Annotated in this window: 19 protein-coding genes; 18 read left to right on the forward strand and 1 reads right to left on the reverse strand. The window is 39.0% G+C overall.

Features of this window, described 5'->3' with window-relative positions; all coding sequences use genetic code 11:
* Positions 1–108 precede the first annotated feature (108 nt).
* From sulP to MKY07_RS06055, 7 genes are all read left to right on the forward strand, one after another.
* Positions 109–1881 carry a sulfate permease gene (gene sulP / locus MKY07_RS06025; RefSeq protein ID WP_339264078.1) on the forward strand — a complete coding sequence of 591 codons (1773 nt, stop codon included), beginning with the start codon at positions 109–111 and terminating at the stop codon, positions 1879–1881.
* A 232-nt stretch (positions 1882–2113) separates the two neighbouring features.
* Positions 2114–2476 carry an anti-sigma F factor antagonist gene (spoIIAA, locus tag MKY07_RS06030; RefSeq protein WP_008408083.1) on the forward strand — a complete coding sequence of 121 codons (363 nt, stop codon included), beginning with the start codon at positions 2114–2116 and terminating at the stop codon, positions 2474–2476.
* A complete protein-coding gene (spoIIAB, locus tag MKY07_RS06035; protein WP_008408084.1) occupies positions 2461–2901 on the forward strand; it encodes an anti-sigma F factor in 441 nt (146 codons plus the stop codon). Before spoIIAA ends, spoIIAB begins: the two co-directional genes overlap by 16 nt.
* Before the next feature lie 12 nt (positions 2902–2913).
* On the forward strand, positions 2914–3681 hold the full coding sequence (locus tag MKY07_RS06040) for a SigF/SigG family RNA polymerase sporulation sigma factor (protein ID WP_008408085.1): 768 nt from the start codon (positions 2914–2916) through the stop codon (positions 3679–3681).
* A 61-nt stretch (positions 3682–3742) separates the two neighbouring features.
* Entirely contained in the window at positions 3743–5188 is a 1446-nt protein-coding gene (locus tag MKY07_RS06045; RefSeq protein ID WP_087618244.1) for a spore germination protein, read from the forward strand.
* Between the two features lie 103 nt (positions 5189–5291).
* A complete protein-coding gene (lysA, locus tag MKY07_RS06050) occupies positions 5292–6611 on the forward strand; it encodes a diaminopimelate decarboxylase (protein ID WP_014824349.1) in 1320 nt (439 codons plus the stop codon).
* Positions 6612–6805: 194 nt separating this feature from the next.
* Entirely contained in the window at positions 6806–7165 is a 360-nt protein-coding gene (locus MKY07_RS06055) for a GNAT family N-acetyltransferase (RefSeq protein ID WP_008408093.1), read from the forward strand.
* A gap of 1 nt (position 7166) precedes the next feature.
* Here MKY07_RS06055 and MKY07_RS06060 read toward each other — a convergent pair whose 3' ends face one another.
* Positions 7167–7667, reverse strand: coding sequence for a DUF309 domain-containing protein (locus MKY07_RS06060; RefSeq protein ID WP_339264079.1), 501 nt, complete (start codon positions 7665–7667; stop codon positions 7167–7169).
* 148 nt (positions 7668–7815) lie between these two features.
* Here MKY07_RS06060 and MKY07_RS06065 point away from each other — a divergent pair, with 148 nt between their 5' ends.
* The 11 genes from MKY07_RS06065 (at position 7816) to MKY07_RS06115 (ending at position 19331) form a co-directional block, all read left to right on the forward strand.
* The gene (locus MKY07_RS06065; RefSeq protein WP_014824347.1) at positions 7816–8598 is read left to right on the forward strand and encodes a segregation/condensation protein A; all 783 of its coding nucleotides are present in this window, start codon (positions 7816–7818) and stop codon (positions 8596–8598) included.
* A complete protein-coding gene (scpB, locus tag MKY07_RS06070; RefSeq protein WP_173364559.1) occupies positions 8567–9154 on the forward strand; it encodes an SMC-Scp complex subunit ScpB in 588 nt (195 codons plus the stop codon). The genes MKY07_RS06065 and scpB overlap by 32 nt, the downstream gene beginning before the upstream one ends.
* A 12-nt stretch (positions 9155–9166) precedes the next feature.
* Positions 9167–10141: a D-alanyl-D-alanine carboxypeptidase family protein gene (locus MKY07_RS06075; protein WP_008408099.1), complete on the forward strand. Its 975-nt coding sequence runs from the start codon at positions 9167–9169 to the stop codon at positions 10139–10141.
* Positions 10142–10502: 361 nt separating this feature from the next.
* Entirely contained in the window at positions 10503–11246 is a 744-nt protein-coding gene (locus tag MKY07_RS06080; protein ID WP_014824344.1) for a pseudouridine synthase, read from the forward strand.
* Positions 11247–11352: 106 nt separating this feature from the next.
* Positions 11353–11886 carry a thiol-disulfide oxidoreductase ResA gene (gene resA, locus MKY07_RS06085; RefSeq protein WP_008408103.1) on the forward strand — a complete coding sequence of 178 codons (534 nt, stop codon included), beginning with the start codon at positions 11353–11355 and terminating at the stop codon, positions 11884–11886.
* 13 nt (positions 11887–11899) lie between these two features.
* Positions 11900–13558, forward strand: coding sequence for a cytochrome c biogenesis protein ResB (locus tag MKY07_RS06090; protein WP_065216982.1), 1659 nt, complete (start codon positions 11900–11902; stop codon positions 13556–13558).
* Positions 13555–14739 carry a c-type cytochrome biogenesis protein CcsB gene (ccsB, locus tag MKY07_RS06095; RefSeq protein ID WP_008408105.1) on the forward strand — a complete coding sequence of 395 codons (1185 nt, stop codon included), beginning with the start codon at positions 13555–13557 and terminating at the stop codon, positions 14737–14739. Before MKY07_RS06090 ends, ccsB begins: the two co-directional genes overlap by 4 nt.
* Positions 14740–14927: 188 nt before the next feature.
* Positions 14928–15644, forward strand: coding sequence for a response regulator transcription factor (locus tag MKY07_RS06100; RefSeq protein WP_014824342.1), 717 nt, complete (start codon positions 14928–14930; stop codon positions 15642–15644).
* The gene (locus MKY07_RS06105) at positions 15637–17415 is read left to right on the forward strand and encodes an ATP-binding protein (RefSeq protein ID WP_014824341.1); all 1779 of its coding nucleotides are present in this window, start codon (positions 15637–15639) and stop codon (positions 17413–17415) included. Before MKY07_RS06100 ends, MKY07_RS06105 begins: the two co-directional genes overlap by 8 nt.
* Before the next feature lie 162 nt (positions 17416–17577).
* Positions 17578–18111: an RNA polymerase sigma factor SigX gene (locus MKY07_RS06110; RefSeq protein ID WP_065216981.1), complete on the forward strand. Its 534-nt coding sequence runs from the start codon at positions 17578–17580 to the stop codon at positions 18109–18111.
* Positions 18108–19331 (forward strand): hypothetical protein, encoded by a 1224-nt coding sequence (locus MKY07_RS06115; protein WP_339264080.1) that lies wholly within the window; start codon positions 18108–18110, stop codon positions 19329–19331. Before MKY07_RS06110 ends, MKY07_RS06115 begins: the two co-directional genes overlap by 4 nt.
* Positions 19332–19371: the final 40 nt, after the last annotated feature.

Here is a 19371-nt window from a genome sequence, read left to right on the forward strand (position 1 = left end):
CTTTTTTGTCCTTTAAATATTCTACAAATATGTTAAACTAAGAGTTGTATTACTGCTTAAGGTAATAAAAATTCTGCTTTATGAATATTTATAAGAAGAAGGGATACTATGAGAGTTAAGTGGTATGGAAGGTTTGAAGGCTATTCATTTGCCCATTTCAAAAAGGATCTGTTATCTGGAACGATTGTCGGGATTATTGCTGTACCGTTAGCGATGAGTTTTGCTATAGCTTCTGGGGTCAAACCGGAATATGGAATTTACACAGCAATTATCGCAGGGATTTTAATTTCCTTACTAGGGGGTTCAAAATTTCAGATCGGCGGTCCGACAGGTGCGTTCGTTCCGATTTTGCTTGGGATTGTACTCGTTTACGGGTATGAAAACTTGCTCATCGCAGGTTTGATGGCAGGGATTATGCTGTTGCTGATGGGGATTTTTAAGTTGGGTTCACTGATTAAATTTATCCCGAGACCGGTTACTGTCGGTTTTACTGCCGGAATTGCCGTCATTATTTTTACTGGACAAATCGGAAATTTTTTAGGATTAACGAATATGGAGCAGCATGAGAAGTTCCATATGAACGTTTATGAAATCGCTTCCAATATTGATACCGTTAATTTTTATAGTTTACTTGTTGCAATGGTAAGTTTCGCATTGATACTTATGGCACCGAAAGTTTTACCGAAAGTACCGGGTGCTCTTATAGGAATTATTGTGTCATCCGTTGTGACGGTTCTTTTTTTACAGGGGCATGTTGCAACAATTGGCTCCACGTATGGTGCAATACCGAATACACTGCCACAATTCCACATACCGGAAGTTACATTTGAACGTATTTACATGCTTATCGGACCAGCATTTGTTATTGCAATGCTCGGTGGGATTGAATCACTGTTATCAGCGGTTGTTGCAGATGGGATGACGAACAGCAAACATAACAGTAACCGGGAATTGATCGGGCAGGGGGTTGCCAATATTGTTACACCGTTTTTTGGAGGGATACCTGCTACCGGGGCCATTGCCCGAACAGCTACGAATATTAAATCCGGTGCCGTGTCGCCATTGTCAGGGGTAATCCATGGGATCTTCGTTTTAATCACACTATTGTTGCTCGCACCATTAGCGGTACATATTCCACTTGCGAGTTTAGCGCCTGTCCTCATGATGGTCGCCTGGAATATGAGCGAACGACACCATTTCGTACACATATTGAAATTAAAATCCGGTGATTCGCTTGTACTATGTATTACCTTTTTATTGACAGTATTTATGAGTTTAACGGTTGCCGTAATGGCCGGACTTATTTTGGCGGTGATTCTTTTTGCGAAAAGTATGAGCGATAGCCTTACTGTTTCCAAAGTGCTGCCGAACTTGAAGAACGACAATGGAAAGGTGCAGCCTCTCGTCGTAGCGGATTTACATGAGTGTCCACAAATCAGTATATATACAATAGAAGGTCCTCTTTTCTTTGGCGCTGCCGAAAAGTTTGAACAGACGATGCTGAAGACGATACAGGAAAATCCGAAAGTATTTATCCTCCGTATGCGAAAAGTGCCGTATATCGATTCGACAGGGGAAGAATATTTCCGCAATATCCTTCAAAATATAAAGGCATCTGGCGGAATCGTTTTCTTAACAAATGTTCAGCCAGGATTAGAGCAAATGCTTAAACGAAGCGGATTGTATAATTTAATGGAAGAAGAACATTTTTATCATACGACAAATGAGGCGATTTCAGCAGCATTCCAGTATATCCAGCTAAATAAATGTATTGGATGCACTCATTATGAGTTAGAGGAATGCCGGTTGCTGTCTAATGGAGTGCCCCTGCCAGAGCAGCAATTGCTTGTACAGAAGAAATTGACCGAAGCAACAATATAGCGTGTATAAAATAATGAAAAAGCACAAATAATAAGAGACTGAATGGAAAGCTAAAAACTTTCTGTTCAGTCTCTTTTTTCATGTTTGAAATGATTAAAAATAGAACGCGCTACCTATACTGAATTTAGTTGTCGCAGGAGCACTACTTTTAACGAATGAGCACTAGTTTTGTCAGTTAGATAGGATAATTTCTGAACTTGCCGAATTTGCATGCAAGAAGGAGGCGATGTAGGTGAACTTTAATTTAACGATGTATCCAAATGATGTATTGATTGTCCAACTATTTGGCGAACTGGATCATCATGAAACAGAAAAAGTGAGAACACATATATCGAAAGCTATTTTACAAGGAAATGTAAAATTACTCGTTTGGAATTTAGAGCATTTGCATTTTATGGACAGTTCCGGAATTGGTTTAGTGCTTGGGAGAATGCGAGAACTCCGAGCTGTCGATGGACAAACAATTTTGTTAAATCCGTCAAAAACGATGCAGAAAATATTCCAGTATTCCGGTTTAGGAAATCTTATACAATTTGCATCTGAACAGCAAGTTATTTCACACAGCGAGGGGGATTGTCAATGGATAACGAAATGACGCTAACTTTTTTGGCGCGCAGTGAAAATGAAGGGTTGGCACGTATTGCCGTTACAAGCTTTATGGCACAACTCGATCCGACAATTGAAGAGCTATCGGAATGTAAAACAATCGTATCAGAAGCTGTATCGAATGCCATCATCCATGGTTATGCCGATAATCCGCATGGCATTATTACGGTTTATGCGGTTCGTTACGGTTCGGAAGTAAGTGTGACAATTAAAGATGAAGGTTGCGGAATTGAAGATATTGAACAGGCACGTGAGCCATTATTTACAACAAAGCCGGATCTAGAGCGTTCCGGAATGGGCTTTACAATTATGGAAAGTTTTTCGGATTTCCTGCAAGTAGAATCCGTACTAGGAAAAGGTACAGTCGTAACATTCACAAAACAAATTTTGCCAATAGGGACACTCGTGACATAACGAAATAAGGGGATGGGGAACATCGAGCAGTCATCTGAAACGTTATTAACGCAAGCTTATATGCGTGAACTAATCGCAAAATCACAACAAGGCGATCAAGTTGCGAGAAAAACGATGATTGAAGGAAATACTAGACTTGTTTGGTCTATCGTTCAACGCTTTGCATCAAGGGGTGTTGAACTGGAAGATTTGTTTCAAATTGGCTGTATTGGCTTAATGAAATCGGTTGATAAATTCGACTTGTCCTATGAAGTGAAATTTTCCACATATGCAGTGCCAATGATTATTGGGGAGATTCAACGTTTTTTAAGAGATGACGGTATGGTAAAGGTTAGTCGTTCTATCCGAGAGTTGAATTATAAAATTCGCCATGCGACAGATGACTATTTAAAAACGAATGAAAAACCTCCATCTGTTGCACAATTGGCTGAAATATTGCAAGTGTCACAAGAAGATATTTTATTGGCAACTGATGCGATGCGTGATCCGGCGAGTTTGCATGATCAGCTATTTGAAAATGATGGAGATTCCATAACGTTAATGGATCAGATGCGGGACGATAAGTCTGAGCTTGCATTTGATTATGTTCCATTGAAAGACATGTTGAAGAGACTTGGAAAACGGGAACAGTCAATCATTTATTTCCGCTATTACTTGGATTTAACGCAAACGGAAATTGCTGATCGTCTCGGTATTTCACAAGTACAAGTATCACGATTGGAAAAGAAAATACTAGCTCAGTTGAAATCATGGATGGATCAGTCTACATTAAGCAGATAAGTTAAGTGACCCGCAATTACTCCATGGTGTATTAGACTAAAAATGAATAAGCGGTGAAAAAATGACAAATCAGCTTTTTACATCAATGAAAATTGCAGAAGGATTTTTTAATTCACAATTTGAACCAGATAAAAATTTTGATTTATGTATTAAAGAAATTATGATCAAAAATTTGCCGACATTAACGGTATATGTGAGCGGGCTCGTAAATGGAGACAGTTTGACAGAAATTCTTTCGGAATTACAGCGTGACAATGAGGAAGAAGAAATTCTGGATGAACAGGACTATTTTCACGCCCACTTCAATTATTATGGGGTAGATTTAGCGAAATCGATTGATGACTTTATGCTCGGCGTATTAAGTGGCCGGGTAGGCTTTGTAACGAAGAGCGGTTATTGTTATTTGGCGGAATTCCGAAATTATCCTGGTCGGAATCCGGAAGAGCCGGATAATGAAAAGGTTATTCGTGGTTCGCGCGATGGTTTTGCCGAAAATATTATTTTGAACACGGCATTAGTTCGTCGACGAATTCGAAGTGAAAAGCTGCGATTTCAAATGCACCATGTAACGACCTATAGTCAAACAGATGTCGTTCTTTCCTATATGAGTGATTTAGTCAATGATAAGCATCTTAGTTGGCTTGTTGAACGACTTCAGCAAATTAGGCATGATGGGTTAACGATGAGTGACAAATCGCTGGAGGAATGGCTGTTTAAACAGAAATATCACCCGTTGCCTTTTGTGCGTTATACGGAGCGACCCGATATTGTAGCCGCGCATATTTTAGAAGGACATATTGCAATTATGGTTGATACATCACCTTCCGTCATGCTCGTCCCTGTAACAATGTTCCATTTGCTTCAGCATGCGGAAGAATATCGACAGGCACCGCTAGTCGGGACGATGATGCGGTTCCTTCGTTTTGGAGCGGTCATTTTAAGCTTTCTATTACTTCCTTTCTGGTATTTACTCGTTACACATCCGGAACTACTCCCCGATAAGTTAGCGTTTATCGGGATAAATGAAAAAGGTGAAATTCCTATATTTCTGCAAATATTGATTGCCGATATAGGAATTGAATATTTGCGGATCGCTGCGATTCATACACCGACACCGTTATCGACTGCAATGGGTTTAATCGCCGGTATTATCATCGGACAAATTGCAATCGACGTTGGATTATTTTCGAGTGAAATTGTATTATATACAGCAATCACCGCAATTTTTACGTTTGCTATTCCGAACTACGAATTGAGTATTTCGGTGAAGGTATTCCGTTTGATGTTATTAAGTGCGACGGCGTTATTTGGTATCAATGGATTCTTTATTGGCGGGTTCCTGATTTTTACGTACTTATGCTCATTAAAGCCGATGAATGTTCCGTATTTATGGCCTCTTGTTCCGTTTTTCCCAAAGGCGTTTGCACGTGTCATTATTCGGACACCAATGTCGGAGGATGCGCCAAGACCATTTATAGTGAACGCAAAAAAGCGAAAACGTGTATAAACATGAATTGCATCACTTTGACACCTATGTTAAAGTTCTCATATAATATTTTGTGATTTTTGAGAATATTAGCGAGGATTAGCTAAAGTCAGGGGAGAATACGATGCATTTATATGGAACACAGCAAATTAATGAACTCGGTCATTTAACAATTGGCGGAGTAGATACAATTGAGTTAGCAAAACAATACGGAACACCGTTATTCGTTTATGATACAGCACTGATTCGTAAACGTTCACGCGGCTTCATCGATACATTTGAGCAATTAGGTGTAAAAGCACAAGTTGCCTATGCTTCAAAAGCATTCGCCTGTGTTGCTGCATATCAATTGGCTGCGCAGGAAAACCTGTCGCTGGATGTTGTATCGGGCGGAGAACTCTATACAGCGATTAAAGCTGGTTTCCCGGCAGACCGCATTCATTTCCATGGCAATAATAAATCGATTGCTGAACTTGAATTGGCGTTTGAAACGGGGATCGGTTGTATTGTAGTCGATAACTTTTATGAAATTTCGTTAATTAAAGAAATCGCACAGCAGAAAAATCAAAAAATGAAAATCTTATTACGTGTGACACCAGGTGTTGAAGCACATACACATGATTTTATTACTACAGGTCAAGCTGATTCTAAATTTGGCTTTGACTTAAATAATGGACAAGCTGATGAGGCATTTAAGCAAGTAGTAAACGATGAACATATCGAACTATTAGGTTTACATTGCCACATCGGCTCTCAAATTTTTGAAACAGAAGGCTTTAGTTTGGCAGCGGGCAAAGTAATGCAAAAAATGGGTGCATGGAAAGAACAGCATGGATTTGTTGCACAAGTACTGAATCTTGGCGGTGGCTTCGGAATCCGTTATACAGAAGAAGATAAGCCTTTAGAACCACATGAATACGTGGCGGATATGATTCGCACAGTTCAGGATGAAAGTAAAAAGCTGAATTTAGCGATGCCGGAAATTTGGATTGAGCCAGGCCGTTCTTTAGTTGGAGATGCAGGTACATCACTGTACACAATCGGTTCTCAGAAAACGGTTCCAAATGTGCGTGACTATATTGCTGTCGATGGCGGAATGAGCGATAATATTCGACCAGCACTTTACGATGCGAAATATGAAGCGATTATTGCCAATAAAGCAAATGACCCAAAAACAAGTACATACACTGTTGCAGGTAAGCTATGTGAGTCAGGAGATAAGTTAATTATTGATGCGTCTTTACAAAATGCACATACCGGGGATATTTTAGCGATGTTCTGTACAGGAGCATACGGTTATTCCATGGCATCAAACTATAACCGTGTTCCAAGACCGGCAGTTGTATTCGTTGAAAACGGAGAGCACCAATTAGCAATTAAACGTGAAAGCTATGAAGACTTAGTGGTAAATGATTTGCCGTTAACATTAACAAAGGGTGAATAGTCGTTGAAATTATCCAAGCAAGCTAAATGGGGTTTCGGTCTATTAATTGGAATTGTGATTTGGTCGCTCTTGTTCATCTACATTATTAGTCCGCTAATTTACAAATTTTCAAACTGAACGTTGGAAAATTGTGTTATTGCATTTCAGTCAATCTTTTGATAGGATTTGCAATGGTAGAATTGAGGGAATGTAAAATGTTAGTTCGATATAAAAAAGCACTTGAAAAAATTGCAATGGGATTAATTTCGTTAATGCCACAAGAAAAAGATATTAAACGCTTAATGGAAACCATTCAACAATATGAACAAAACGAAAATTGGACACTCTTCTTATGGAAAGATGGCGAAGAATATGTAGGGGCTATAGGAATTGCAGAGGAAAATGATGCTGCAATCGTTCAACATATTACAGTCATCCCATCGTATCGCGGGGAAGGTGTTGCATTAAAAATGTTACACGAACTGCGGAATATGGGGTATGAGCATATTCAAGCGAATGAAGATACAAGTGCATTTGTCCAAAAGTGTATACCTATATTAAAAGAAGTCGACTAATTTACTGTCGACTTCTTTTTTTTAATTCTCTTGCTTCAAGTATTTCTGTACGGTCCCGAAGCATATGTTTATTGAAAATAAAGTGTGAATCCATAAGAGGAATCGTCTTTATTCTTTGCTGTACCAATTCTTGCAGCTGCCGATCTGTAATAGGGAGTTTGAAATGTTTAAATGATTCATTTTCCTGTATTTTTCGGTGCTGATTTTTCATTATCAGGAGCAGTTGTTTTAAATCAATAAACTCGAAAAATTCACTATTGCGATTGAGCTCAAAATTAAGAATGGCTTTCTCTATTATGCGTGCAGCGCCAGTTACGTTTGACCGCCGCCAATGGTACATACCTGTCGCAAGCTGGACATAGCCTACTAGCGGATGAAGCTTTTCTTTTGGTGCAAATTCCTTCCAATATTCTTCTAAAACTTCATGGCATTCAAAATAGTCATTATTGCCGTTGAAATAGGCGCAATAATCGATAAATAGTGGATGAAACAAAGGATGCATTGTTGTCCCCTTTCCTCTATACTAATTAAATAGGTTCTGCTATATTTTGTTGAATTTTGACGAATAAAGTAACTAGCAAAACGTAAAATTAATCATAGCGCGAATTAGATGCTAATGATAATTTCCGATTAACGATAGGTGGTATTTTATGTCTTACGAAGTGAAACTAGACGCCTTTAGTGGGCCACTAGATTTATTATTGCATTTAATTCATCGTTTGGAAATTGATATATATGATATTCCAATGGCGGAATTAACGGAACAGTATATTGATCACATCCATGCGATGCAAACATTGGAACTGAATGAAGCGAGCGAATATTTAGTAATGGCCGCAACATTATTGGCGATTAAAAGCCGTATGCTCATTCCGATTAATGAAAATGAAATCGATGCAGAGGAGCTCGAAATTGATGAGGTCGATCCACGGGAAGAGCTTGTTGCACGTTTAATCGAATATAAAAAATATAAAGAAGCAGCTGTCCAACTTCAGGAATTGGAAACAGAACGTGGGCAAGTGTTCACGAAAGCGCCAGCGGACTTGTCGGAATTTATGCCGGAAGAACAATTAGCGCTTTTTGATCAAAATGTAAATGTTTACGATATGTTAAGTGCGTTTCAAAAACTAATGCGTCGTAAACAATTGAAAAAACCGTTGTCAACGCGTATCGCAAGACAGGAAATTTCAGTGAAGGAACAAATGCGTTCCGTTGTAAACATTTTAAAAAATGCAGGCGGAAGAGTGATGTTCTCGCAATTATTTGAAGCAGAGGATAAGCCAATGCTTGTTTTGACTTTTTTAACATTACTGGAATTAATGAAGCGCCAAGTGATTTTTGTCGAACAACAAAACAACTTCGATGATTTATCCGTATTATTGACAAAGGAGGAGATCAATGATGAATACGAACAACTTACTGAGCCGAATTGAAGCACTGTTATTCGTAGCTGGTGATGAAGGTATGACCGTTAAACAACTGGCACAATATATAGAAGTAGAGCCAATGGATATTGAAGCAGGATTAAGCGAACTCCTGTCTCATTACAATGAGGAGGAAATGCGGGGGATTACATTAAAACAACTTGCCGGTACATATCAGTTAACAACAAAACCGGAAGTAACCGACACGTTAAAAAAATTAATTGAAAACCCGACAAATCAAGTATTAACCGCTGCTTCATTAGAGGTTCTGGCAATTATAGCGTATAAGCAGCCGATTACGCGCGCGGAAGTGGAAGATCTGCGCGGGGTGAAAAGCGAACGTCCGATTGCAACACTTGTTTCAAGGGCGCTTGTACAGGAAGTTGGCAGAGCGGAAGGAACAGGACGGGCAATCTTATATGGGACGACAAAAGAGTTTCTGAATTATTTTGGGTTAAAAAACATTAAAGAATTGCCGCCGTTACCGGAAGAAGTCGATCAGGAAGATGATCAGCCGACAGATTTATTTTTAACGAAGTTCCAGGAAACATTTAACCAAAATTAAAGGAGTGGCCTGTTGAAAAAGTGGTTTGTTTCTATTGTTGTAATGTTCGTATTTTTGAGTGGTTCGTCACAAATTCAGGCGGCGTCTAATAGCTATGTTGTTATCGACGCGGAAAATGGGCGGACATTAATGGGCGTGAATGAACATGCACGCCTTCCGATCGCCAGCCTCACAAAAATCTGGACTGCCCTAGTTGTTTTGGAAAATAGTGAGCTTACCGATGAAGTGGTTATTTCGAAGGAAGCCTCACTTGTGGAAGGCTCATCGATATATTTACTGGAAAACGAGACATATACGATTGATTACTTGCTTCATGGTTTAATGATGCAATCAGGGAATGATGCCGCTACTGCGCTGGCAGAGCATATTGGCGGATCTGTAGAAGGTTTTGTTCAGCTTATGAACGAAAAGGCCGAGCTTTATCAATTGCATGAAACAACTTTTACAAATCCTACAGGGCTGCACAATGAGGCCCATCTATCCTCTGCCTACGATACGGCAAAAATGCTGCAAATTGCGATGATGAATCCACAGTTCAGAAAAATTGCATCTACTCAAAATTTTTCGGATGGTAGGCAGTGGAAAAATAAACATCGACTTATGCATGAAAAGATAGGCGCCATTGCAGGAAAAACAGGCTACACAAAAGTGGCTGGACGAACATTGGCAACTTTCTTTGAACGGGAACAAAAATCATTTGTTGTCGTTACTATTAATGAAGGAAATGATTGGAATATCCACCGTAACTTGGCGGATTTTATCGACAATAATTTTGAGCAACAAACGATTGTGAAAAAAGGGAAGTATAATGCGAATGGATTGGCCATCGAGTTAGATGAACCGTTCCAAATGCTGCTTCATAAGAAAGAACGGCCGAATTTTGAGCATATTGTTAAAGTTTCACGGCTGAAAGGGTCAAATCGAGGGGTTTGGCTTTTATACGCAGATGAAATGCTCGTATCATCAAAACTTGTTACAGTAAAATAATCCGAAAAGTGAAATATCTTTAACTTCAGGATTGAAGTTAAGCCTCCGGCGGATGTCTTGGATTAAAAAAGGAGTTTTAAAAAAGGAAGCAAGCTTAAAAGCGTCGTATCTTGCGACAACAGCTGACTGACCCACATCTTGTGAGCCTCAAAGCCCAGTCCGGACGCAATTACACCAAGGCATAATTGATTAAGTTCTGAAAGTATGACATAATTTTTATTCGTTAAGGATTTATTTTCGCTCGTAATTGTGGATTGCAGCAATGATATTTAAAATTTAACAGAGCAGTAAACGAAAAGTGCAAAGGCGAATGCTGAAGAAGTATGCGTCTTTGCAGTTTATCAATCAATGAGGTGAACTTATGGAAAGATTACAAAAAGTGATTGCCTATGCAGGCGTTGCATCACGACGTAAAGCAGAGCAATTAATCGTAGAAGGTAAAGTAAAAGTAAATGGAGTCGTAGTAAAAGAGCTTGGAACAAAAGTATCCAACTCGGACACGATTGAAGTAGAAGGCGTAAAACTTGAAAAAGAAGATAAAGTATATTTCTTACTATATAAACCACGTGCCTATATTTCGGCAGTTACTGATGATAAAGGGCGAAAAACGGTTACAGACATTTTTAAAAAGCATGTTCATCAGCGTATTTTCCCGGTAGGGCGTTTAGATTATGATACGACAGGGTTATTGCTTTTAACGAATGACGGCGAGTTTTCAAACTTAATGACGCATCCAAAATTCAAAATCGACAAAACGTATATTGCGCGTGTTAAAGGAATTCCTACAAAGCAAGGTTTAATGAAACTGCAAAGCGGGATTAAGCTGGAGGACGGTAAAACGGCTCCTGCAAAAGTAAGCATGACTAGCTTTGATGAGAAGGCCGGTAAAGCAATTTGTGAGATTACCATCCATGAAGGGCGAAATCGCCAAGTCCGCCGTATGTTTGAAGCAATCGGTACACCTGTCGTGAAATTAAAACGCGAGCGCTTTGCATTTTTGGATTTAACAGGTCTTAGTCCAGGAGAATACCGTCAGCTGACTAAACATGAAGTAAAACTACTTCGTGTATTAGCGGAGACAGGTAAAGTTGATTATAACAATTAATTGTTTATGATATTCATAAGCCCTTCTGAAAGAAAAGAATTTAAATTTTGTAATAATTTGCTATAATAGGCAACAGTACTTGCTGAAGTGGAAGGGGGTTTTTTATTTGGAAAAAAAGAAACAACGTTCTGTGACTCGCGGCATCATTTTAACCATTTTAGCAATCGCAATCGGATATACAGTTTACGCTGCCGTAACGAAAGATAAAATAAATATTGTACAAGCCGGGGCACAGGCGCCTGATTTTGAAGTAGTAGATTTACAAGGGGAAAAACATAGATTGAAAGACTACGAAGGAAAGGGTGTCGTACTGAATTTCTGGGGTACATGGTGTGAGCCATGTGAACGAGAATTCCCTGCAATGACGCGTCAATATGCGGAATTTAAGGGCCAGGATGTTCAAATTATTGCCGTTAACTTCGCACAGTCTGAATTTGAAGTGAAAAAATATGTGGCGAATATGGGGATGACGTTCCCGGTTGCGATCGATAAAACGAAAAGTGTTTTCACTGCCTATAATATTGGACCCCTGCCTACATCAATTTTCATTAAACCCGACGGTACAATAGACCGTATTATTACTGGAGAAATGACCGAGAAGGAAATTGTGCAATATATGGAGTCAATCAAGCCGGAATAGGAGTTTTTACGCAATGAATAAACTACTTTGTGAATGCGGGCATGAAAATCCTGAAGGTACAACGCTCTGCCAAAAATGCGGTTCTCCATTATCCGCAGAAGAAAAAAGCAAAAAAATTGCAGATATGCGGTACGAAGGGACAGCCATACGTTCAAAAACTTATAACAAGTCAATTATTGATAAGATTTGGAATTTTTTCTCAAGTGTGAAAGTCGGAATTACGCTCATTATTATCAATTTAATAGCAGCATCAATTGGTACAATCCTGCCTCAGGAGTTTTACATAAGCGTAGCGACTGACGCTGAGAAGGAAAAGTACTATTCGGATGTTTATGGATGGTTCGGTGAAATATACTACGCGTTAGGTTTATCGGATCTTTATTCATCCTTATGGTTCCAATTACTTGTATTAATGTTAGGTGTGTCCATTATTATTGCAAGTATAGATAGAGGTATTCCATTACATAAATCTTTAAAAAACCAACGAGTTAAACGACATTCAAACTTTATGAAGCGTCAGCGAATTATTGGTGAGGGGAAACCAACTGAAACGCCCGATCAAACGCTTCAGCTCGTTGAACAATCTTTAAAAAATTTGAAATACAATGTTCGACGTGAAGACGATTCCATTTTAGCAGAACGCGGGCGTTTTTCGCGCTATGGTGCATACGTAAACCATGTTGGATTAATTGTCTTTATAATTGGGGTCATGCTCCATTTAGTCCCGGGCATGTACGTTGATGAATCGATGTGGCTTCGTGAAGGGGAGACGCGTGCCGTACCGGGGATGGACGGATATTTCCTGAAGAATGATAAATTTATTTTGGAGACTTACGATAATGTTCCGCAGGGCGAGCAGATCAAACAAGGGGTCAATGTAGTCGCAAAAAATTACCAGACAGACGTGACATTGTATAAACAGCAGGAAAATAGCGTACCAGGACAGGCGGAAAACCTGGAAAAAGTGAAGCAATACGGAATTCAGGTGAACCATCCGCTCAAGCATGAGGGCTATGCATTTTATCAGATGGATTTCCGATTAAATGAGATTAAAACAATGGTTTTTGATTTAATCAATAAGGAAACAGAACAATCGCTAGGCCAATTAAGCATTGATTTAACGAACCCGCAGGAAGTATATACGCTTGAAAATGGGGCACAGGTCGAATTAATGGGTTTTTATCCGGACTTTTCAGGTTTTGAAGATGGAGTACCGCAAACTGCTACCCAAACACCGAATAATCCGGCATTTATTTTTAAAATGACTACCCCTGAAACACCAGATGGTGAGACAAGCTTTGTTGCGATCCAGCAAACACTGGAGCCAGAAGGTGACAATATTTATAAAATGAAGTTTTCGAATGTGGAAACGCGACATATGTCGGGTTTAACGATCCGTTATGACCGGACAATCCCTATTTTAATTGTAGGGGGCATTATCTTTATGATTGGCGTTGTAATCGGTTCCTATTGGAATCATCGCCGTATATGGATTGAACAGTTGGCTGATGGAACAATACGCATGGCAGCACATACGAATAAAAACTGGTTTAGTATGAAAAAAGATTTAGATGCATTAACGAAGCATGCTCATTTACCACAATACGTAGATCAACAGGAAATAGAAAACAACGAACATGTTGAAACAGAAAAGGATGGTAAAACCTTATGAGTTTAATCGATTTAAGCGGTTATTTACTGTATGCGGCATTTATTAGTTATTTGGTAGGGACATTTTTATTTGCAGGCGCAATTAAAGTGAAAAATGACACAGCAGCAGCTCGGGCAGATAAATACGGTAAAATTGCCCTTGTTGTTACAATTATCGGTTTTGTTGCGCAGTTAGGTTATTTTATTACACGTTGGATTTATACAGGACATGCACCGGTTAGTAATATGTTTGAATTTACGACAGCATTCGGTATGTTCATCGTTCTATCCTTTATCGTTATTTACTTTACGTATAAAGTTGCAGCATTAGGGGTTATTGCTTTACCAATTGCATTATTGATTATTGCATATGCCTCTATGTTCCCGACAGAGGTAAGTCCATTAGTACCGTCACTGCAAAGTCATTGGCTGACGATCCATGTTACAACTGCAGCGTTAGGGCAATCGATTTTTGGGATTAGTGCGGTAGCAGGACTTATTTATTTGCTGAGAAATGTGAATATGGACGAGCGCTCAAAAGAAAGTTTTTGGCTGGAAGCAGTCATGTTCTGCTGTGTATTAGTTGTAGGATTCGTTGCGGCAACGGTTACATTTAATGCAATGGATTATGAAGCGAAGTATGAATATGTTGATACATTGGATCAGGTCAGTACTTCAACGTATTTGATGCCGGCTATTTTCGGTATGAATGAGTATGTGGAGCTGTCTGAAGACCGTATGACACCGATATTTGAGTTACCGGCATTGATCGATGCACGGAAACTCACAACTGTTTTTTGGTCTGCTCTATTCGGTACAATTATTTATATACTCATTCGACTAATCTTTAGAAGAAAGATAGCGAAAATGTTTCAGCCATTAGTTAAACGGGTGAACTCGACGCTGATGGACGAAATTGCCTACCGTTCGATTTTAATTGCTTTTCCGATTTTTACATTAGGCGCACTTATTTTTGCGATGATCTGGGCACAGGAAGCATGGGGACGATTTTGGGGCTGGGATCCGAAAGAAGTATGGGCCCTTATTACATGGCTGTTCTATGCAGCATTTTTACACCTGCGTCTGTCAAAAGGCTGGGAAGGAAAAAAGAGTGCTTGGCTAACGGTAATTGGTTTTCTAATCATCTTATTCAATTTAGTCGTTGTAAATCTTGTTATTGCAGGATTACACTCTTATGCATAATGTGACAATAACTGCTTTTCAACCTATCGTTAAAGCAATTATAATAGTTTCCAATTCTATACAAAATAATTAATAAACAGTCATAAAGTTCGAAAAGTTCAATCACAATGATTGGGCTTTTCTTTTCAATCGTTCACTAAAAAGGTACAATAGAGAAGAGAAATAGAGTTTTGAAAGGGGCAACACCAGTGTCTGAAAATATTTCTGTGTTGATAGTGGATGACGAGGATCGAATTCGTCGTTTGTTAAAAATGTATTTAGAGCGTGAGGGCTATTTAGTAGAAGAAGCGGAAAATGGAGAACAAGCACTTTCGATGGCACTTGAAAAAGATTATCATTGTATTTTGTTGGATATTATGATGCCTGAAAAAGATGGTTTGGAAGTTTGTGCTGAACTGCGCGAAAAGAAAACAACGCCTATTATATTGTTGACGGCAAAAGGTGAAGAAGCAAACCGTGTACAAGGATTTGAGCTTGGTGCGGATGATTATATTGTGAAACCATTTAGTCCGCGAGAAGTCGTGTTGCGTGTAAAAGCAATATTACGACGTTCAGCAGTATTTTCACCTGTTTCAAATTCTTCATCATCTAAAGATCTAGTTGTGTTCCCGCATTTAACAATTGATCATGATGCACATCGTGTGACAGCAGATGGAACGGAAGTAAATTTAACACCGAAAGAATACGAATTATTATACTTTTTGGCGAAATCACCCGATAAAGTTTTCGACCGTGAGCAATTATTAAAAGAAGTTTGGCATTATGATTTCTTTGGTGATCTACGCACAGTTGATACACATGTAAAGCGCCTGCGTGAAAAACTGAACCGTGTCTCTGAAAATGCAGCGAAAATGATTGTAACGGTTTGGGGAGTAGGCTATAAATTCGAGGTCGTAAATGATTAGAATAGCAACAAGTATTGTCGGGAAGCTATGGGGAACCATTTTGCTTCTCGTTTCATTTGTCCTGTTTATTTTCACCATTTTCATGTTGGAGTTTCTTGAAAACTATCATAACGAGCAGTCCGAGGCTTCATTAAGGCAAACAGCTGCAGCTATTGCGAGCATTATCGATGAGGAAGAAATCGATGATAAGCAGTTTGCGATTATTTCGGAATTATTAACGGAAACAACAAATGTACTTATCGCCAAAAATTCAGATGAAATATTGTATGCAAGACAAGAAGGAATCAATAAAGAAGAAATTCAGCAAAAAATCATAAGCAGTAAAGCATTTGAAGAAGTATATGCATCATCAGAGCCGATTGTAGAGGAACTGAAGCTGCCTTCAAATCGGGAAGAAGATGCGAGCGACACCAATTATATTGTATTAGGTTTCCCGCTGAAAAGTGTTGAAGACTTACATGGGGCCGTTTTTATATACAAAAATCCCGATGCGTTACACCAGACAAGTAATGAAACAACGAAAATTGTTGTTATAGCTGCAGCCATAGCATTTATATTGACGACAATTTTTGCATTTTTCCTATCTTCTAAAATAACGCTTCCATTGCGTAAAATGAGAGAGCATGCATTCGAATTGGCAAAGGGACGTTTCGATTCTAAAATTGAAACGAAGCAAAATGATGAAATTGGTCAGCTTGCCGTTGCGTTTAACCAGATGGGTCGCCAATTGAAGCATCATTTGGAAGTGATCAACCAGGAAAAAGAACAATTATCGAGTATTTTAACATCGATGACCGATTCCGTTATTACATTTAATCGTGATAAAACGATTTTAGTGAGCAATCCTCCTGCAGAGCGGCTACTGCAAAAATGGTTCGTCGAAAAAGGATTGGACAGCTCCAAGCCGATACCTGATGAACTTTACCAAATGCTTGATCATGTTTTGAATTTTGAAGATCAGCTGGACGAAGAGTTTGAAATGGGAAAATCCTATTACAGTATAACGATTAGTCCGCTGTACAGCAGGGACTCCATTCGTGGTGCAGTCGCTGTTATACGAGATAAAACCGAGGAAACAAAACTGGAAAAGCTGAAATCGGATTTTATCGCCAATGTTTCACATGAACTTCGGACACCAATCGCGATGCTACAAGGCTATTCAGAGGCGATTATTGATGGGGTTGTGACAACAGAGGAAGAACGTATAGATATGATCCGTGTAATATATGATGAATCACAGCGTATGAGTCGTCTTGTAACAGATTTACTTGACTTGGCGCGGATGGAATCGGGACATATGACCCTGTATAAGGAAGAAGTACCATTAGTTACAGTTATTGAAAGAATGACACATAAGTTTGACCAAACAGCGAAAGAAAAGCATGTGCAACTGCAGATTGAAACAGATTTTTCGGACGAAACGCTTATTTCGATTGATGAGGACCGCATCGAGCAAGTGTTAACGAACTTAATTGATAATGCGATTCGCCATACACCAGCCGATGGATCCGTGACTGTTTCAATGATAAATGAGCAAAATTACGCAAAAATTCAAGTAAGCGATACAGGGCAAGGCATTCCTCAAGATGATTTGCCATATGTATTCGAACGGTTCTACAAAGCTGATAAAGCACGTACTCGCTCAAAAGGCGGAACGGGCTTAGGTCTGGCCATTACGAAAAATATTGTGGAAGCACATAACGGAAGAATTTCTGTTGATAGTGTCGAACAGCAAGGTACAACCTTTACATTTTACTTGCCATTACCTTAAAAAAATGGGGTAATGGAATAATGAGTATGAAAAAGTTTATCATTTTGAATCGCTCAAAGTGATAAACTTTTCTTTTTAATTGACTAGTTCGTTTATAAACGGATGATTATTGTAACTTTTTTGTTTCGAAAACGACAAATTACGTGAATGGAGGTGGGATGGGTGCAGCAATCCATTTTCCATCGATTATACGATACGTATCATCAGGATGTTTTTAATTTTTTGTTCTACTTAGTAAAAGACCGTACCACAGCTGAGGATCTTGCCCATGAAGTGTATGTTCGTGTATTAAAATCATACGACCGTTTCGAAGGGAAAAGCTCTGAAAAGACCTGGCTGTTTTCAATAGCAAAAAATGTAGCGATCGATCATTTTAGAAAAAAACAAGTACGTGATAAGCATGCATTTACAGCATTTGATTGGGAGACAGAGCAACTCGTAAGCCCAATCCCTTCACCTGAACAATTTACCGAATTAAATGATCAGCTCCATCAATTATTGGTTGCATTGGAAGAATGTTCAGGAGATCAGAAAATGGTTATTATTATGCGATTTATTCAAGAACTGTCCATCCAGGAAACAGCTGAAATTTTAGGGTGGACGCCCGGCAAAGTTAAAACGACACAGCACCGTGCTTTAAAGAATCTGCGGCTGCTATTGGAAGCGCAAGAAGGAAGGGAGGCGAATCCATTATGAAAAAGGAGCATTGGGATGAAAAAGAGATTGAACTTTTTCTGAAAAAAGCACCGAAAGTAACCGATCATCGTTCAAAAGATGAGGTATTTAATCGATTAAAGGATGATGGAGCATTTAATGAAGATCCGCCTCATATACAGCAAAACAATCAAAAAGGCATCCGTTGGACACCGTTATTCGTTTCGATTGCATCAATATTTATTATTGTTTTAATCAGCGCACAATTTATAGGGAATAATGAGTCCGTCACAATGCAAAATGAAACATTTGACATTCAGACTCCAGAAACGGAAGAAAATATGACGATGAGTGCAAAAGAAGATGCGTCTACACAAAATGAGCGCTCCATGATTAATAGTTTTACGACGGAAGCTCAACCGGAGCAAACGTTAGTTTATGAAAATGAGCTTGCCGACAACACATTATTAGAAATTGGTCTTGCAGGGGATGATGCAGAAAGCGTACCAGTGAGCATATTGATTCCAAATGAAGTTGTTGCCGAAAAAACAGGTACAGAAAATCCGTCAAAGCTGGAACTTTATAATACATTCAGTCCGTTGCTTGATGAACAGTCGCTCGGGTTTAATGAATATCATCCTTACAAGGGTGAATTGCGAGAAGAAGGGAACACGCTAGTTCACATATTGCCGGAGGGTCACCAATATGATGCAGGAACAGCTTCCTTATCGAATTATCTTGGTTCACTTGTCGATACTTTCAGTGATGCATATACGGAAGTGCAAATAGAAAATATCTCCGGAAAACCAATTTACTTCGATCATATTGGCGATGTAAATGAGCCGTTTCTATTAAATGATGAGAACGCTCAATATAATTATTTTATGTATCAGATGCGCAATGGGGCGGTATATTTAAGTCCGAATTTCCGAATGAGCTTTACAAATGTCGAAGAAGCAATCAAAAATATGACGGTGGAAGCGAACGATATATATAGAACGGTTATATTGCCAGGTGTATATTTAAAAGTTGAAGACGCTGAATCAGTCGTTACGATTACATTTGAAGAGCCTTTAAACTTGGAGAATTACGAGCCTGCACAAGCAATGCGAATGATTGAAGGGTTAATAATGACAGCGGCAAGTTTTGATAAACAAGTCAAATTCGAAAATATTGTACAGGAACAATGGGGCGGTTTTGATTTCACAAAACCAGTGGAGAAGCCGATTGCTGCAAATCGTATCCATTATGAATTTCAATAATCCAAATTAATTTACTAGGAATTGTAAGCAATGGGCTTTA

This window comes from Solibacillus sp. FSL W7-1472, assembly GCF_037969775.1.
In the GTDB taxonomy this organism is placed as follows: Bacteria; Bacillota; Bacilli; order Bacillales_A; family Planococcaceae; genus Solibacillus; species Solibacillus silvestris.

Excerpts from the sequence above, each read along its gene's own strand:
- MKY07_RS06115 (WP_339264080.1), top strand. The coding sequence starts at position 18,108 with ATGAAAAAGGAGCATTGGGATGAAAAAGAGATTGAACTTTTTCTGAAA.
- MKY07_RS06045 (WP_087618244.1), top strand. The coding sequence starts at position 3,743 with ATGACAAATCAGCTTTTTACATCAATGAAAATTGCAGAAGGATTTTTT.
- ccsB (WP_008408105.1), top strand. The coding sequence starts at position 13,555 with ATGAGTTTAATCGATTTAAGCGGTTATTTACTGTATGCGGCATTTATT.
- lysA (WP_014824349.1), top strand. The coding sequence starts at position 5,292 with ATGCATTTATATGGAACACAGCAAATTAATGAACTCGGTCATTTAACA.
- MKY07_RS06055 (WP_008408093.1), top strand. The coding sequence starts at position 6,806 with ATGTTAGTTCGATATAAAAAAGCACTTGAAAAAATTGCAATGGGATTA.
- MKY07_RS06065 (WP_014824347.1), top strand. The coding sequence starts at position 7,816 with ATGTCTTACGAAGTGAAACTAGACGCCTTTAGTGGGCCACTAGATTTA.
- sulP (WP_339264078.1), top strand. The coding sequence starts at position 109 with ATGAGAGTTAAGTGGTATGGAAGGTTTGAAGGCTATTCATTTGCCCAT.
- MKY07_RS06090 (WP_065216982.1), top strand. The coding sequence starts at position 11,900 with ATGAATAAACTACTTTGTGAATGCGGGCATGAAAATCCTGAAGGTACA.
- MKY07_RS06105 (WP_014824341.1), top strand. The coding sequence starts at position 15,637 with ATGATTAGAATAGCAACAAGTATTGTCGGGAAGCTATGGGGAACCATT.
- spoIIAB (WP_008408084.1), top strand. The coding sequence starts at position 2,461 with ATGGATAACGAAATGACGCTAACTTTTTTGGCGCGCAGTGAAAATGAA.
- scpB (WP_173364559.1), top strand. The coding sequence starts at position 8,567 with ATGAATACGAACAACTTACTGAGCCGAATTGAAGCACTGTTATTCGTA.
- MKY07_RS06040 (WP_008408085.1), top strand. The coding sequence starts at position 2,914 with ATGGGGAACATCGAGCAGTCATCTGAAACGTTATTAACGCAAGCTTAT.
- MKY07_RS06060 (WP_339264079.1), bottom strand. The coding sequence starts at position 7,667 with ATGCATCCTTTGTTTCATCCACTATTTATCGATTATTGCGCCTATTTC.
- MKY07_RS06080 (WP_014824344.1), top strand. The coding sequence starts at position 10,503 with ATGGAAAGATTACAAAAAGTGATTGCCTATGCAGGCGTTGCATCACGA.